The sequence below is a fragment of the Polaromonas sp. AER18D-145 genome (assembly GCF_002379095.1).
Taxonomy (GTDB): Bacteria; Pseudomonadota; Gammaproteobacteria; order Burkholderiales; family Burkholderiaceae_C; genus Polaromonas.
Genome location: NZ_NBZV01000053.1, coordinates 14,004 through 29,660, shown reverse-complemented (window position 1 = coordinate 29,660; position 15,657 = coordinate 14,004). Strand labels below are relative to the sequence as shown.

The following is a 15,657-nucleotide window of genomic DNA, read 5'->3' as shown; positions in this document are numbered from 1 at the left end:
GCCCGCCTCCCTCCTTCCCGACCCCATGAACTACCTGACGGGCTACCCCGACACCCTGCAAAGCCAGGTGCGTGACCTCGTCGCGCAAGACCGCCTGGGCGCCATGCTGCTCAAAAAATACCGCAGCGCGCACGAGATACGCACCGACAAGGCGCTGTACGACTATGTGATGGACATCAAGAACAGCTTTCTGCGCAATGCCGACGCGTTGAGCAAGGTGGCGTTTGACAGCAAGCTGCAGGTGATTGCCCATGCGCTGGGCACCCACACCACGGTGTCGCGGGTGCAGGGCAGCAAGCTCAAGTCCAAACGCGAGATCCGCGTGGCCAGCCTGTTCAAGGAGGTGCCCATCGAGTTCCTGCGCATGATCACGGTGCACGAGCTGGCGCACCTGAAGGAAAAGGCGCACGACAAGGCGTTTTACCAGCTCTGCACCTACATGGAGCCGGACTACCACCAGTTCGAGCTGGACCTGCGGCTGTACCTGACCCACATGGCCGCCGGCGGCGAAGCGCCGTGGCCGGTGAGCCGCTGAGCAGGCGTCATTTGCTATTTATTTGATAGCTATCTGCGCACGCAGCGCTTGGGCCGGTGCACGAAAAGGCTTAAGGAAAACTCAGGGGACCAGCCCGAGCGCGTGCATGTAGGCCGGGTGCAGCATCAGCGCGTCCCAGGCGATGGCAGGCGTGGCGGGCAGCAGGTCAACCCGGCGTCCCTCGCTGGCTTCCAGCGGCTCCCACTGCTGCCTGAGCTGGCCTTGGGTCAAGCCGTCCAGCAACTCGTCCACCTCCTGGCCCTCGCCCATCGACTGGTTGCACAGCAGCACCATGTCGCAGCCGGCGTTGAGCGCGGCCATCGCCGCTTCGGTGTAGCTGACCGGCTTGCCGTCAAGCAGGCGGGCACCGGCCATGCTGAGATCGTCGCTGAAAATGGCGCCGCCAAAACCGAGCTGGCCGCGCAGGATGTAGGTCAGCCACTTCTCGGAAAAACCCGCCGGGCGCGCATCGACCTTGGGGTAGATCACGTGCGCCGGCATCACGCTGGTCAGCGTGGTGTTGAGCCACTCATAAGGGGCTGCGTCGTCCGCCAGGATGGCCTTGAGGCTGCGCCTGTCGACCGGGATGTCGGTGTGGGAGTCCGCCTTGACAAAGCCATGGCCGGGGAAGTGTTTGCCGCAGTTGGCCATGCCGCTTTGCAGCAGGCCGTGCATCAGGCTTTTGGCCAGCAGGCCGACGACACGCGGGTCGCGCGCAAAAGCGCGGTCGCCGATCACACTGCTTTCACCAAAATCAAGGTCCAGCACCGGCGTGAAGCTGAAATCCACGCCGCAGGCGCGCAGCTCGGCGCCCAGCACGTAGCCGCAGGCGGTAGCGGCATTGGTGGCGGCCATGGCGTCCTTGAGCCACAACTCACCCAATGCGCGCATGGGCGGCAGGTGGGTGAAACCGTCGGTCTTGAAGCGCTGCACGTGGCCGCCTTCGTGGTCCACACAGATCAGCAGGTCCTTGCGGATTTTCTTGATCTCGGCGCACAGCGCGGTCAACTGCGCGCGGTTGTCCCAGTTGCGGGCAAACAGGATGATGCCGCCCGTCAGCGGATGCTTGAGGCGGCGTTTGTCGGTTTTGCTCAGGCTCAGGCCGGCAATGTCGATGATCAGGGGGGCGTGTTGGCTCATGGTGGGGGCTCGGTCTCTGGATGGAAAAAAGGGGGTGGCTGGCGCCGGGGCTCAGGGGGCGGTTTTTTGTTCGACCACCACAAAACTGGCGGCATAGTCGGTTTCGTCGGTCACGCTGACGTGGGCGCTCAGGCCGCGCGCCTCGAACCATTCCTTGAGCGCGCCGTGCAGCACGATTTCGGGCTTGCCGCTGGCGGCCTTGGCGATTTCGCAGTGGCGCCAGGTCATGGGCAAACGCATGCCCATGCCGACCGCCTTGCTGAACGCTTCCTTGGCGGAAAAGCGCGTGGCCAGGTAACGCAGGCCACGCTCGGGCCAGCGTGCGCTGCGGGCTTGCCAGGTGGCGAACTCGGCGTCGCTGAGGATCTTCTGCGCAAAACGCTCGCCATGCCGCTCAAAACTGGCGCGCACCCGGCGGACATCGCAGATGTCGGTGCCAATACCGTAGATCATTCTGGCCTGAAGTCCGGCTCAAAAGCCGCATCAATGCAGCGCAGATAAGCAGCGACCGTGGCGCTGTAGCCCAGCTCCAGCGCGTCGGCAATCAGCGCGTGGCCAATCGACACCTCGAGCACGCCGGGAACCGCACGCAGAAAATCGGCGAGGTTGTCGCGGTTCAGGTCGTGGCCGGCGTTTACTCCCAATTTGATAGCTGCCGCCGCCCGTCCCGCAAGGACAAACGGCTCCAAAGCCTTGTCCTGTTCAGGCGCGCCCCAGGCCCGCGCATAAGTCTCGGTGTACAGCTCCACCCGGTCGGCGCCGACGGCCTTGGCGGCCGCCATGGCTTCGGGCAGCGGGTCCATGAACAGGCTGACGCGCACGCCCCGGTCGTGGGCTTCTTCAATCAACGGTTTCAAACGGGCCGCATCCTGGGGAAAGCTCCAGCCATGGTCGCTCGTGAACTGGCCTTCGCTGTCGGGCACAAAGGTGCACTGGTGCAGCGGCAGGCCGCGCGCCGACAGGTTGCGCACAAACTCCATCAGGTTCTGCAGCGGGTTGCCTTCGACATTGAACTCGCGGTCCGGCCAGTCCTTCATCAGGGCGGCCAGCTCGTAGACATCGTCCTTGCGGATGTGCCGTTCGTCGGGCCGCGGATGCACGGTGATGCCCTGGGCGCCTGCCTCCAGGCACAGCTCGGCGGCGCGCAGCACATCGGGAATGCCCAGATGCCGGGTGTTGCGCAGCAAGGCAACCTTGTTGACGTTGACCGACAGGGCGGTGCGGTGGCGGGGAGCGGGGGCGTGTACAGGAGCCATGGTGGACATTGATCCCTTAGAAAGCCTGCAGATCGATCATCATCTGCCGGGTTTTGAAAACCTTCACATCGCAATGGTAGTGCAGCAGGGAGCGCAACTGGGTTTTGAGCGCCGGCAAATGATTCACACAGGCCTGCACGGTGTCGGTAAACGGTGCATCGTCCTTGAGCGTGTCCTGCAAATCCAGCCACTGCCGGCCCTGCAGGCTGGCGCGGTCGTCGTCATGCGCCTCGCGCAGGCCAGCTTCGGCCACCAGCACATAAGGCGTCTGCGGCTCCAGCGGCGCCAGGGTGGCGGTCTGGGCGTCCAGCGCCGGCAACAGGCCAATGCCCTGCAGCAGGCGCAACTCGAACGCGCGCAAGGCCACCTCCAGCGTGTCGATGTTCTGGCTGGCCAGCAGCTGCACCGTGGCGGCATAGGCGTCGAACAGCACCGGGTGCGGGTCGTCGCGCGCCAGCAGGCGCATCAGCAACTCATTGAGGTAATAACCGGACAGCAGGGCGTCCCCGGTCGGCATGACGTGGCCGCCCTGCCACTCGGCGCTGCGCAACATGCGGATCTCGGCGTCGCCGCCAAAGGCAATGTGCAGCGGCTGCAGCGGCAGCAGGATGGGACGGAAATTCGAGCTCGGCTTCTTGGCCCCGCGCGCCACCAGCGCGATCCGGCCGTAGCTGCGGGTGAACACTTCCAGGATCAGGCTGGACTCGCTCCAGTCGTAGCGGTGCAGGACGTAAGCCGGCTCATCGCTGATGCGTTTGGTAGCCACAGCCGGTGTGCCTATAAATCCGACGGCCGGGCGCATGCCGGCGTTGCGCGGTGCTCGGAATCCTCATGCACCCAAGTGCATTCCGGTGTCCTGCGCGACCCTCGCATGAGCTCGAAAGAGCGATGCGACACGCGCCCTGGCCTGCATTCCTGCCCTCGAATTTCTAGGCCCACCTCAACTCCACTTATTCGTAGCCGAAGGTTTTCACCCTCGCTTCGTCGTCAGCCCAGCCGGAGCGCACCTTGACCCAGATCTCCAGGAACACCTTGCCGCCGGTCAGCGCTTCGAGCTCGTGGCGGGCTTCGGTGCCGATGCGCTTGAGCTTCTCACCCTTCTCGCCAATGATCATGCCCTTGTGGCCGTCGCGCTCGACGACAATGGTGGCAGCGATCCGGCGCAGTTCGCCCTCCTGCTCGAACTTGTCGATGATCACGGTCGAGGTGTAGGGCAGTTCGTCGCCGGTCAGGCGGAACAGTTTTTCGCGGATGATTTCCGCCGCCATGAAACGCTCGCTGCGGTCGGTCAGTTCCTCGGCCCCGTACATCCAGGGCTGCGGAGGCAGGTATTTCTCGCAGATGCCGAACAGGCGCTCGACATCCTTGGCGTTGTTGGCCGACATGGGCACGAATTCGGCAAAGTTGTGCCGTTCCTGCATCTCCTTGAGCCAGGGCGCGATGTCCGCGCGGCGGTGGATCAGGTCAAACTTGTTGGCCAGCAGGATCGCCGGCGTGTTCGCCGGCAACAGCGAGAGCACCTTGGCATCGGCCTGGTTGAACTGGCCCGCCTCGACGACAAACACGATCAGGTCCACGTCGTTGACCGCGCCAACCACCGTTTTGTTGAGCGAGCGGTTCAGCGCGTTGCCGTGGCGGGTCTGGAAACCGGGGGTATCGACAAACACAAACTGGGTGGCGCCCAGCGTGCGCATGCCGGTGATGCGGTGCCGCGTGGTTTGCGCCTTGCGCGAGGTGATGCTGATTTTCTGCCCCACCAGCGCGTTGAGCAGGGTCGATTTGCCCACATTGGGCTTGCCCACGATGGCGATCAGGCCGCAGCGCTGGCCTTCGACCGGCGGGGCGTTGTTGGCCTGCGACGTCATGGCCTTGGCCAGCATGGCTTCCAGGGCTGCGTCCTGCGCCGGCACGATGGCCTGTGCGGGTTCACCAGCGGGCGCAGCCTTGGCCTTGGCTTTGGTAGTGCCGGCAGGCGCTGCCGGTCGTGCCGGCTTGGAGGGGGTCTTTTTTGCGGGGGTCATGAGGGTCGCCTGTTGGCGGCTGCGCTTGCAGCGCCGGTTTCAAATCAAGGGAGCGTTTTTACGTAAGCCAGCATCGCGGTAGCCGCTGCCTGCTCGCCGGCACGCCGCGAGCCGCCGATGCCGCGCTCGGCACGGCCGAATTCGCTGATTTCACATTCCACGTCAAAGGTCTGCTTGTGGGCTGCACCCAGCGTTCCGACCACGCGGTATATCGGCAGGTTCATTTTGCGACCCTGCAGCCATTCCTGCAACTCCGTCTTCGGGTCTTTGCCGATGGCCTGCATCGTCGGGTTGATTTCGACGTCCTGGAACAGCCGGCGCACCAGGCGGTCGGCCTTGTCGAAACCGGCATCCAGGAACACGGCGCCAATGACCGCCTCCAGCGCATCGGCCAGAATCGACGGCCGTTTTTGTCCGCCCGACTTGGCCTCGCCTTCACCGAGGCGTATCAGTAGCGGCAGGCCGAGCTGCACCGCCAGCTTGTGCAGCGTGTCCTGCTTGACCAGGTTGGCGCGCACCCGCGACAAATCGCCCTCGGGCAACTCGCTCAGCCGCTCGTAGAGCAGACCCGCCACCGCCAGGTTGAGCACGGAGTCGCCCAGAAACTCGACGCGCTCGTTGTGGTCGGCCGAAAAGCTGCGGTGGGTCAGGGCCTGCTGCAGCAGGCGCGGATTGGAAAATTCGTGCTCCAGACGCGTTTGCAGCGCCTGCAGGTCAGGACTCAGGGAAGGACTGGCACGCACTTATTTGGAGCGGCCGGTGTATTTGAGCAGCAGGTAAGCCGGCCCGCCAATGTGGATTTCCCGGTTGTAGGCAAAACTGACGGTCACCTTGTCGCCCTCTTTGCCGACTTCAAGGTCCTTGCCGCTGATCGACTTGATGTCGTCGATGGCGGCTGCCTTGTCGAAAATCGACCGTACTTCGGGCACCGTGTTGCCCTCGGCGGCCTTGCTGGCCGCCTTGGTGATGGCCTGGAACTCGACCAGCGTGGGAAACACCTGGGCCGCGATCACGCCGGCGAAAGCCAGCACGCCACCCACGAACAGGATGCCGATGAACGAAATGCCACGTTGCCGATTTTTCATGATGTGTTTCCCCAGCTGTTGTTAGTTGCGCCCCATGCCCCGTTCTGCCCCCTGCCCTGCCGGCAGGGCCAGCCCGGCGCCTCCCTCAGTCGACCTTGCCGATGCGTTTGAGGTTACCAAAATTCATCCAGACAAAAAAGGCCTTGCCGACGATGTTGGCCTCGGGCACAAAGCCCCAGTAACGCGAATCGAGCGAATTGTCGCGGTTGTCGCCCATCATGAAATAGTGCCCCTGCGGCACCTTGCAAACCACGCCCTCGCTACTGTAACGGCAATTTTGACGATAGGGAAAGTCGGCGGCGCCGGCAATAAAGGCCGGCCGGTCCTCGTCGTTGAGCACGCGGTAGGTCTTGCTGCCGCTGGTTTCCTGGAACTGCTTGGCATAACGCAGGGCGTCTTCGTCAAAGAAATCGGGCAGCGCCACCTTGGGCACAGGCTTGCCGTTGATGGTGAGTTTTTTGTTCAGGTAGGCCACCTCGTCGCCAGGCACGCCGACCACCCGCTTGATGTAGTCCAGGCTGGGCTGGGGCGGGTAACGGAATACCATCACGTCGCCGCGCTGCGGGCTGTTGTTGTCAACAATCTTGCGGTTGATGACCGGAAGCCGCACGCCGTAATGGAATTTGTTGACGAGGATCAGGTCGCCCACCAGCATGGTCGGAATCATGGAACCGGACGGGATTTTGAAGGGCTCGAACAGGAAAGAGCGCAGCAAAAACACGACCACGATGACCGGAAAAAGCCCGGCGGTCCAGTCCAGCCACCAGGGCTGCATGATGACCCTGGCCCGGGCTTCCTCGATGTTGCCGTCAACCTGGCTGATGCCCCGGGCGGCCAGCTCGCTGCGGCGCCGGGCCGCTTCCTGCTCGATGATCTCGGCCGCCTTGCGGCGCTGGGGCCAGAAGTAAAACTTCTCGGCCAGCCAGTAAAGGCCCGTGACCACGGTCGCCAGAAACAGCAGCAGGGAGAAGTTGCCTTCCACCAGGCCCATGTACCAGGCACCGCCGTAACCGGCAAACACCATCAGCACCAGCGCGGTAAGCGTACTCATGAACCCCAGCATTATTCTTCTACCTGCAGGATGGCCAGAAAGGCCTCTTGGGGAACTTCCACCGAACCGATTTGCTTCATGCGTTTTTTACCCGCTTTTTGTTTGTCGAGGAGCTTGCGCTTGCGGGAAATATCGCCGCCGTAACACTTGGCAATCACGTTCTTGCGCAGCGCCTTGATTGTCTCACGCGCAATGATGTTGGCCCCGATGGCGGCCTGGATCGCGACGTCGAACTGCTGGCGGGAAATGATCTCGCGCATCTTGGCCACCACCGCCCGGCCGCGGTAGGCCGACTGGCTGCGGTGAACAATGATGGACAGCGCATCGACCTTCTCGCCATTGAGCAGGATGTCCACCTTGACCACGTCGGACGCCCTGAACTCCTTGAACTCGTAGTCCATGGACGCGTAGCCGCGCGAGACCGACTTGAGCTTGTCGAAGAAGTCCAGCACGATCTCGCCCAGCGGCATTTCGTAGGTCAGCATGACCTGTTTGCCGTGGTAAGCCATATTGAGCTGCACGCCGCGCTTGTGGTTGGCCAGCGTCATGACGGCGCCCACATAGTCCTGCGGCATGTAAAGGTGCACGGTGACGATCGGCTCGCGGATCTCGGTGACCTTGCCGGCGTCCGGAATCCTCGAGGGGTTTTCGACCCGCAGGATGGTGCCGTCGGCCTGCAGCACTTCGTAGACCACGCTGGGCGCGGTGGTGATCAGGTCCTGGTCGAATTCACGCTCGAGCCGCTGCTGCACGATCTCCATGTGCAGCAGGCCGAGAAAGCCGCAGCGAAAGCCAAAGCCCAGCGCCTGGCTGACTTCCGGCTCGTAGTGCAGCGAGGCATCGTTGAGCTTGAGTTTTTCCAGTGCGTCGCGCAGCGAGTCGTACTCGCTGGCTTCGGTCGGGTAGAGGCCGGCAAACACCTGCGGCTGGATTTCCTTGAAGCCGGGCAAGGCCTCGGTGGCGGTCGCGGCCGCCCCGCCGGTACCCGGCCTGATCAGCGTCACGGTGTCGCCAACCCGCGCCGCCTGCAGTTCCTTGATGCCGGCAATGATGAAGCCGACCTCGCCCGCTTCGAGCGAGGCACGCGGCTCGGTGTGCGGCGTGAAGACTCCCAGCTGGTCGGCGTTGTACGTGGCCTCGCTGGCCATCAGCTTGATGCGCTCGCCCTTGACCAGCCGGCCGTCCACCACACGCACCAGCATCACGACACCCACATAGGCGTCGTACCAGCTGTCGACAATCATCGCGCGCAGCGGTCCGTCCGGGTTGCCCTGCGGCGGCGGGATGCGGGCAATCACCGCTTCCAGGATTTCGTCGATGCCCATGCCGGTCTTGGCGCTGCAGGGAATCGCGTCGGTGGCATCGATGCCGATCACGTCCTCGATTTCCTGCTTGGCGTTCTCTGGATCTGCATTCGGCAAATCCATCTTGTTGAGCACCGGCACCACCGTCACGCCAAGCTCGAGTGCGGTGTAGCAGTTGGCCACGGTTTGCGCTTCCACACCCTGGCTCGCATCGACCACCAGCAGCGCACCTTCGCAAGCCGACAGCGATCGACTCACTTCATACGAGAAGTCAACGTGGCCTGGCGTGTCGATCAGATTGAGGTTGTAAATCTGGCCGTCGAGGGCCTTGTATTTGAGCGCGGCGGTCTGCGCCTTGATGGTTATCCCACGCTCCTTTTCCAGATCCATGGAGTCGAGCACCTGCGCGCTCATCTCGCGATCCTGCAATCCGCCGCAACGCTGGATGATGCGATCGGCCAGCGTGGATTTGCCGTGATCAATGTGCGCAATGATCGAAAAGTTTCTGATGTGATTCATCAAAGGGAACGCCTAAGTGCTTGAAAGTATTGCGAAGAGCCCGCGGTCAATTCGCGAAAGCCATAAAAAAGGGCGCGTCACTTGTGACGCGCCCTGAACCAACAATCTATGGCAACTGCGATAGTTGGAAGCTTCATTGTAGGCAAAAAGCCGACCACGCATAGCCTCGAAATTGCCAAATTTTTCTCGTTGCAAGGCAGCAACATGAATCTTATACACAAGTTATTCACAATTTTAACTGAGAGCCTATGGACAACATGTGGGTGATCTGTGGATCAGCAGTGAATCGTGCCAATTCATGCCACAGAGTAGTTTTTTGAACGCTTGATATATCGGAATGATCCGGAATATTGCATCCATTCTACCAAAATCGCTTATTAGCCAAACTCGAAGTTAGCAGACGCAAACATTCTTTGAACCCTTGGGCAAGGAAAAAATATTTTCTGGACCTGCCCGCGAAGCGACATTTCAGGCAAAACCCCATCCCCAATCAGGGTATGGGGGTGGCCCGGACAGGCAACTGCGCGGCCGGCGGGCGTCATTGCCCGCCCCGCGCAACCCTTAACGCAAGGGACGGATCAGCGCGAACTGCGCCACCTCGCCGCGCCGGAACAGCACGTTGATCACCTTGCTCTTGTCGGTTTTGGCCAGCACCGCTTCAAAGTCCTTGACACTGCCGACTTCCGTGTTGGCAATTGCCAGAATCACATCACCCTCACGCAGGCCAGCACGCGCAGCGGCACCCTCACTCGCATCCACCTTGACGCCGCCCTTGAGCTTGAGCTCCTTCTTCAGGGCCTCGGGCAACTCGCTGACCACCAGCCCGATCACCTGTGCCGGTCCGGCCACCGGCGCTTTGCTCTCGGGCGCCTGGGCCTTGCGCACCGGCTTTTCTGCCTCGACCTCGGCAATCGTCACGTTGAGGTCCCTGGTACTGCCGCGACGGAAAACGGTGATCGTCGTTCTGGTACCGGGCTTCACGTTGCCCACCATGCGCGGCAGGTCCGTTGCCCGGTCAATCACCTTGCCCTCAAATCGGGTGATGATGTCGCCCGCTTCGATCCCGGCTTTTTCCGCAGGCGATCCGGCTTCGACGCCGCGCACCAGCGCACCTTGCGGCTTGCCCAGTCCGATGGACTCCGCCACATCCTTGCTGACCTGGTCGATCTGCACGCCGATGCGACCGCGCGTCACCCGTCCATTGGTGCGCAACTGGTCGGCCACCCGGGTGGCCTCGTCGATCGGAATGGCAAACGAGATGCCCTGGAATCCCCCGGAGCGCGAGTAGATCTGGCTGTTGATGCCCACCACTTCGCCGCGCATGTTGATCAGCGGCCCGCCCGAGTTGCCCGGATTGATCGCCACATCGGTCTGGATGAAAGGCAGGTAGTCACCGGTGTCGCGCTGCTTGGCGCTCACAATGCCGGCGGTCACCGTGTTCTCAAGGCCAAAAGGCGAACCGATGGCCATCACCCACTCACCGACTTTCAGGCGGCTGATGTCACCGATTTTCACGGCCGGCAAGCCCGCGGCCTCGATTTTGACCAAGGCCACATCGGTGCGCTTGTCGGTACCGATGATCTTCGCCTTGAACTCGCGCTTGTCCGTCAGCGTCACCAGCACCTCATCGGCACCTTCGACGACATGGGCATTGGTCATGACCAGCCCGTCCGTGCTGAGGATGAATCCTGAACCCACCCCGCGTGGCTGCTCCTCGTCAGGCTGGCCACGGTCCGGCCTGGGCGTGCGCGGCATGTTGGGTGGCACCGGAATGCCGAAACGCCGGAAAAACTCCAGCATCTGCTCGTCGGCGTTGCCAGCTGCGCCGGCCTTGACTTTTTCAACGGTCCGGATGTTGACGACCGAAGGACCGACCGCTTCCACCAGGTCAGTGAAGTCCGGCAGGGTCCTGACTTGCGCCATCACCGGCTGCACAGGCATCACGGCCAGAACGGAGCCCAGCGCCAGCGTACCGGCGACGAGGCAGGAGCGACCTTGTTTCCAGTTCAATATATGCATCATCAGCCTTTGAAAAAATTGTCGGAGAAGAAGAGAAAGCCGCGCATCGAATCAGGTGCCGGCCGGCCCGCCGCAGCCAACAGCCGGGCACAGGGCCGCCCCGCAACCACAGGCATGGGCCAGGACGACATGGGGGCGCTATTTCCTGCGTTCAAGACCATTGGCAAACAGGCTCAGGGTGGCCATGGGTACCTCGCCCATCACGGTCAGCCAGTAAGCGTCGACACGCCGGGTCAGTGACTGCGTGGCACCCAGGGACACCCTGGATTCCCGGGTGTGGCGCTGCGCATCAAACGACTCGACAAAAAGCGATACCGACGCCAGGCCGTCCGAAAAAACCCACTGCATGGGGTCGCTTCCCGACTGGCCCGCGAGCGGGCGCTTGTAGCAACTCATGGACTGAAAGCCCGGCACCGGGGTTTTCATCATCCAGCCCTCGGCGCTGGCCGTGGTCTTGACCAGTCCCGGTTTCTCGACCCGGTAACCATCGACCTTGGCCATCATTTGCGCCAGCTTGTCGATCCTGACCGGCGCATCGAGCTGCAATTCCGAAAACGCCGCCTGCTCCAGCACCTTGCCATCGGCATCGAGCGTCTGCAGCTTGACGACCATGCCCTTCTTCTGTTCGGCCCAGACGCGGTAGCCGAAACGCAGCGTGTCGCGGGGAATCAGGGCGACGATGTCGGCCTCCACCCCGGCCACCCGCTCGCTGCCCTCCTGCCGGGCCTTGTAGAAATCGGCGATGTGGCTGTCGGTGGACTTGAGCAGCTGGGGAAAAAGACCCAGCGATTCCTGCCTTTCAGAACGCACCACCTTCTGGTCGGGCATGAAGGTCACGACCTGGTCGTTGTGCCGGAAAACCGTACGCGGGGCCCCGGTCAGCGTCTCGACCTTTTCCATCTGCTGCGATCCGTCGCAGACATGCCAGATCCTGGCGCTGGACATGACGCCACCGGAGGACACCACAAAGGTGCCCACGTAAGACCGGTTTCTGGAGGCTTCGTGCATGCGCATCAACCACTCGTTGATGCTCCTGGGCTCCGCAACCTGGCCCGGCGCGGTTGTGGCTGCAGGTGCCGGGGCCTGAGCCGCTACATAATTTGTAGCAACCAGCGCACACGCAGCAAGGGCCAGATGGCGAAAACAGTTGAAACTCATGAGGTGACCCGGCCTGGCGTTGCCTGCAGCGGCCACGTCAGCGACGCTCGCCCTGGGGCGACTCGAAGGTGGCGTTTCGCAGGAACCCCGAGGGCATCTGCAGGGCCGAGGTGCCACCCAGTTGCCGGTGCGCCGCCAGCAGCTCCTGCGTCCTGGCATCGCGCACCATGGTGCCCTGCTCCGACACCACCAGCACCTGCTGCGCAGCAGGCTCGGTGCGGGCCAGTTGCGGTGCAGCCGATGGCGAGAGCAGGCCGGCGCCGGCATTCCAGGCAATCGCCGCCACCGCAGCGACGGACGCAAAACCCGCCACCATTTTCCAGGGGAAGCTGGCGTCGTTGGCGGCTTCGCCTCCGGTCCGCCCGAGCCGCCCAGCCGCCGCGTGGCGTACTTCCGGCAGGGCCGGCGCGGCAACGAAGACCGGCTCCTGGCTCAGGCGCACCCGCAGGCGCGCCACAAAGGCCGTATCCGCGGCATGCGGGATCAGTTCCGGCGAGCGCAACACATCGCCAATCAGGTGGTAGGTGTTCCAGCTGTCCAGCGCCTGCGCATCGGCCTCGCAGGCCGCCAGCGCACGGGCAAAGTCCTCGCTCGCGAGCTGGCCGTCAGCCAGGGCGGAGATCAGCTCACTGTGTTGCGTCATCGGTTTCATGGTGTCCATGGGCAGCTTGGGTCTGCCGGTTTCAATCGTTTACTCTGTCGTTCACTCTGGCTTGCATCGACCCGTCGGCACTTCTCAACAAGCTACCAGCGCTTGCCGGACTGGTTTTCCAGCAAGGGCTTGATCCTTGCGGAAATCGCTTCCCGGGCCCTGAAGATCCGCGAACGCACGGTGCCAATCGGGCAGTTCATGACTTCCGCAATCTCTTCATAACTGAGCCCTTCAATTTCCCGCAGCGTGATGGCCTGGCGCAACTCCTCGGGCAAAGCCTCCATGGCGACGTTGACCATTTGCGCGATCTCCTTGCCGGCAAGCACGGCCTCGGGCGTTTCCGAACTGATTAGTTCGTTTTCCAGCGGGGAAGTTTCATCGCTTTCGTCGCTTTGGCCGGATTTGAAGGAATTCTCTGAGACCGTGGGGTCACGCTTGAGCTCCATCAGAGCCTTTTTGGCGGTATTGACGGCAATGCGGTACAGCCAGGTGTAGAACTGGGCCTCGCCCCTGAACTGGGCCAGCGCGCGGTAGGCACGAATGAAGGTTTCCTGGGCGATGTCCTCGACCAGGTCCACATCGCGCACCATGCGCCCGATCAGGCGCTGGATGCGGCGCTGGTACTTGATGACCAGCAGCTCAAAGGCCTTCTGGTCTCCCGCGACCGTGCGCTCGACCAGCATGGCGTCGCTGTCGCTTGGCGCGGCCGGCGCCTGCGGGGACTCGTCGGTACTCATGAACCGGAACGCGGCGAAGGAGACTGCGCCGGAAAATCTGACATGACTGCAGGGGCACTGGCGTCCCATGGCATCAAGCCCGGAGACAGCCTGTGCCGCGCGTGCACGGCACGGCGCAAATCCAGCCAGCGCTCGGGCTGGGTCGAACGGCCAGCCCAGAGCCACAGGGTCGCGTGGTCCTGGTTCTCCAGTCGCAGCAGCATGGTGCGCTGGAGATCCAGTGCGACGGCCAGATCACGCACGGGTGTGCCCGACTGGTAACCCTGGCTTTCCCAGCGCCAGTCCTGCCCGTCCCAGTGCAGCTGGCCAACCGGCGAATGAAGCCATGCCCATCCGGCTGCCACACCGGCAGCCAGCACCGCGGCCAGGGCCGTCCACAAGCGCCAGTCTGCTGCGGGTGCAGCACGCCACCACAGGGCCAGCACGCCGACCCCGGCGAGCCAGAGGCCCAGCACGGCAACGCCCTGGAAATGCGAACGCCCCAGCGGGTAAGTAACCGGCGGGGCGTTATGCATGGTCAGGGTGCGAAGTGATGGGAATCAGGTGCGGCTGGGCGTGTGGGATGGAGAAAGGCCTCAGGCCCGCTTGAACACCAGCGTCCCGTTGGTGCCGCCAAAACCAAAGTTGTTTTTGACAGCCACCTCGATGTTGGCGTCACGCGCCGTGTTCGCGCAGTAGTCCAGATCGCACTCGGGATCCTGGTTGAAGATATTGATGGTCGGCGGAATCTTCTGGTGGTGCAGTGCCAGCACGGTGAACACCGACTCGATGCCACCGGCGCCACCAAGCAGGTGCCCGGTCATGGACTTGGTCGAACTCACCACCAGGTTTTTGGCGTGGTCGCCAAACGCGGCCTTGATGGCATTCGTCTCGTTCAGGTCACCGAGCGGTGTCGAGGTACCGTGCGCATTGAGGTACTGCACGTCGCCGGCATTGATGCCGGCGTCCTTGAGGGCCATGTCCATGGAACGGCGCGGGCCATTCACGTCGGGCGTGGTCATGTGGTATGCGTCGCCGCTCATGCCGAAGCCGACAACCTCGGCGTAAATCTTCGCGCCACGCGCCTTGGCGTGTTCGTACTCTTCGAGCACCAACACACCGCCGCCCTCGCCGAGCACAAAGCCATCCCGGTCCTTGTCCCAGGGGCGCGACGCCGTCTTCGGGTCTTCGTTGCGGGTCGACAGGGCACGGGCTGCGGCAAAACCGCCCACGCCCAGCGGTGACACCGTGGCTTCCGCACCGCCGGCCACCATGACGTCGCAATCACCATGCTCGATCATGCGTGCCGACAGGCCGATGGCATGCAGGCCGGTGGTACAGGCCGTCACGACGGCAATGTTGGGGCCCTTGAAGCCAAACTTGATCGATACATGCCCGGAGATCATGTTGATGATCGAGGCCGGTACAAAAAACGGGGAGATCCGGCGCGGGCCGCGGTTGGTCAGCTCGGTGTGCGTCTGCTCGATCATTGGCAAGCCGCCAATGCCCGAGCCGATGTTGCAGCCGATGCGTGTCGCCAGCTCTTCGTCCAGCGCATCGCCCGTGGGCAAGCCGCTGTCGGCCACCGCCTGGCAGGCCGCGGCCAGGCCCAGGTGAATGAACCGGTCCATGTGCCGGGCTTCTTTTTCAGGGATGTAATCCGTGATGTCGAAACCCTTGACCTCACCCGCAAATTTGCAGGCGAAATTGCTTGCATCAAATTGCGTGATCAGGTCAATGCCGGGCGTTCCGGCAAGTACGTTGGCCCAGGAGTCGGCCACGGTGTTACCCACCGGGCTGACACAACCCAGACCTGTCACAACGACGCGGCGACGGCTCATGCGCAAATCCTGAAGAAAGTCCCGAAAGACCCAAGGCCTTTCGAGCGAGCTGAAAAAAGACCGGAGTCTTTAGGCTTTTTGATGGGTGTTCGCGTAGTCAATCGCGTTCTGAACGGTGGTGATCTTCTCGGCGTCTTCGTCGGGGATCTCGATGCCAAACTCGTCTTCCAGAGCCATGACCAGTTCTACGGTGTCAAGCGAGTCAGCGCCCAGATCGGCCACAAAGGCTTTTTCGCTGGTGACCTGGCCTTCTTCCACGCCAAGTTGCTCGGCAATGATTTTCTTAACACGTGCTTCGATATCGCTCATAGTTCCCTCTGAGGGTTGTGAATTAATCCGTGATTTTAGCGTTGTTGGGGT

General features: G+C 62.7%; 17 protein-coding genes. 1 reads left to right on the top strand and 16 read right to left on the bottom strand.

What is annotated here, in order from left to right; genetic code table 11:
- Positions 1–25: 25 nt before the first annotated feature.
- The gene (locus B7G52_RS20110) at positions 26–535 is read left to right on the top strand and encodes a YgjP-like metallopeptidase domain-containing protein (RefSeq protein WP_096699406.1); all 510 of its coding nucleotides are present in this window, start codon (positions 26–28) and stop codon (positions 533–535) included.
- 81 nt (positions 536–616) lie between these two features.
- On the opposite strand, the gene nagZ is transcribed toward B7G52_RS20110, so the two are convergent.
- The 16 genes from nagZ to acpP form a co-directional block, all read right to left on the bottom strand.
- Positions 617–1,675, bottom strand: a complete 1,059-nt coding sequence (gene nagZ, locus B7G52_RS20105; RefSeq protein ID WP_096699405.1) for a beta-N-acetylhexosaminidase — start codon at positions 1,673–1,675, stop codon at positions 617–619.
- Positions 1,676–1,726: 51 nt separating this feature from the next.
- Positions 1,727–2,128 (bottom strand): holo-ACP synthase, encoded by a 402-nt coding sequence (acpS, locus tag B7G52_RS20100; RefSeq protein ID WP_096669378.1) that lies wholly within the window; start codon positions 2,126–2,128, stop codon positions 1,727–1,729.
- Entirely contained in the window at positions 2,125–2,931 is an 807-nt protein-coding gene (locus tag B7G52_RS20095; protein ID WP_096699416.1) for a pyridoxine 5'-phosphate synthase, read from the bottom strand. Before B7G52_RS20095 ends, acpS begins: the two co-directional genes overlap by 4 nt.
- A gap of 16 nt (positions 2,932–2,947) precedes the next feature.
- Complete coding sequence (gene recO / locus B7G52_RS20090; protein WP_096699414.1) at positions 2,948–3,697, bottom strand: DNA repair protein RecO; 750 nt, start codon at positions 3,695–3,697, stop codon at positions 2,948–2,950.
- 184 nt (positions 3,698–3,881) lie between these two features.
- Entirely contained in the window at positions 3,882–4,811 is a 930-nt protein-coding gene (gene era, locus B7G52_RS20085) for a GTPase Era (protein WP_096669485.1), read from the bottom strand.
- 185 nt (positions 4,812–4,996) lie between these two features.
- Positions 4,997–5,695 carry a ribonuclease III gene (gene rnc, locus B7G52_RS20080; RefSeq protein WP_240523547.1) on the bottom strand — a complete coding sequence of 233 codons (699 nt, stop codon included), beginning with the start codon at positions 5,693–5,695 and terminating at the stop codon, positions 4,997–4,999.
- Positions 5,696–6,037 (bottom strand): DUF4845 domain-containing protein, encoded by a 342-nt coding sequence (locus B7G52_RS20075; protein ID WP_096699403.1) that lies wholly within the window; start codon positions 6,035–6,037, stop codon positions 5,696–5,698.
- Between the two features lie 85 nt (positions 6,038–6,122).
- The gene (gene lepB, locus B7G52_RS20070) at positions 6,123–7,100 is read right to left on the bottom strand and encodes a signal peptidase I (RefSeq protein ID WP_096699401.1); all 978 of its coding nucleotides are present in this window, start codon (positions 7,098–7,100) and stop codon (positions 6,123–6,125) included.
- Entirely contained in the window at positions 7,100–8,911 is a 1,812-nt protein-coding gene (lepA, locus tag B7G52_RS20065) for a translation elongation factor 4 (protein ID WP_096699399.1), read from the bottom strand. Before lepA ends, lepB begins: the two co-directional genes overlap by 1 nt.
- Before the next feature lie 561 nt (positions 8,912–9,472).
- A complete protein-coding gene (locus B7G52_RS20060) occupies positions 9,473–10,933 on the bottom strand; it encodes a DegQ family serine endoprotease (protein ID WP_170954820.1) in 1,461 nt (486 codons plus the stop codon).
- A gap of 135 nt (positions 10,934–11,068) precedes the next feature.
- A complete protein-coding gene (locus tag B7G52_RS20055) occupies positions 11,069–12,088 on the bottom strand; it encodes a MucB/RseB C-terminal domain-containing protein (protein ID WP_096699397.1) in 1,020 nt (339 codons plus the stop codon).
- Between the two features lie 37 nt (positions 12,089–12,125).
- On the bottom strand, positions 12,126–12,749 hold the full coding sequence (locus B7G52_RS20050) for a sigma-E factor negative regulatory protein (RefSeq protein WP_240523545.1): 624 nt from the start codon (positions 12,747–12,749) through the stop codon (positions 12,126–12,128).
- A gap of 83 nt (positions 12,750–12,832) precedes the next feature.
- Entirely contained in the window at positions 12,833–13,477 is a 645-nt protein-coding gene (rpoE, locus tag B7G52_RS20045; protein WP_096699395.1) for an RNA polymerase sigma factor RpoE, read from the bottom strand.
- On the bottom strand, positions 13,474–13,992 hold the full coding sequence (locus B7G52_RS20040) for a hypothetical protein (protein WP_205853097.1): 519 nt from the start codon (positions 13,990–13,992) through the stop codon (positions 13,474–13,476). Before B7G52_RS20040 ends, rpoE begins: the two co-directional genes overlap by 4 nt.
- Before the next feature lie 60 nt (positions 13,993–14,052).
- Positions 14,053–15,297 carry a beta-ketoacyl-ACP synthase II gene (gene fabF / locus B7G52_RS20035; protein ID WP_096699393.1) on the bottom strand — a complete coding sequence of 415 codons (1,245 nt, stop codon included), beginning with the start codon at positions 15,295–15,297 and terminating at the stop codon, positions 14,053–14,055.
- Positions 15,298–15,366: 69 nt separating this feature from the next.
- Positions 15,367–15,606 (bottom strand): acyl carrier protein, encoded by a 240-nt coding sequence (gene acpP, locus B7G52_RS20030; protein ID WP_011484542.1) that lies wholly within the window; start codon positions 15,604–15,606, stop codon positions 15,367–15,369.
- Between the last annotated feature and the right edge of the window lie 51 nt (positions 15,607–15,657).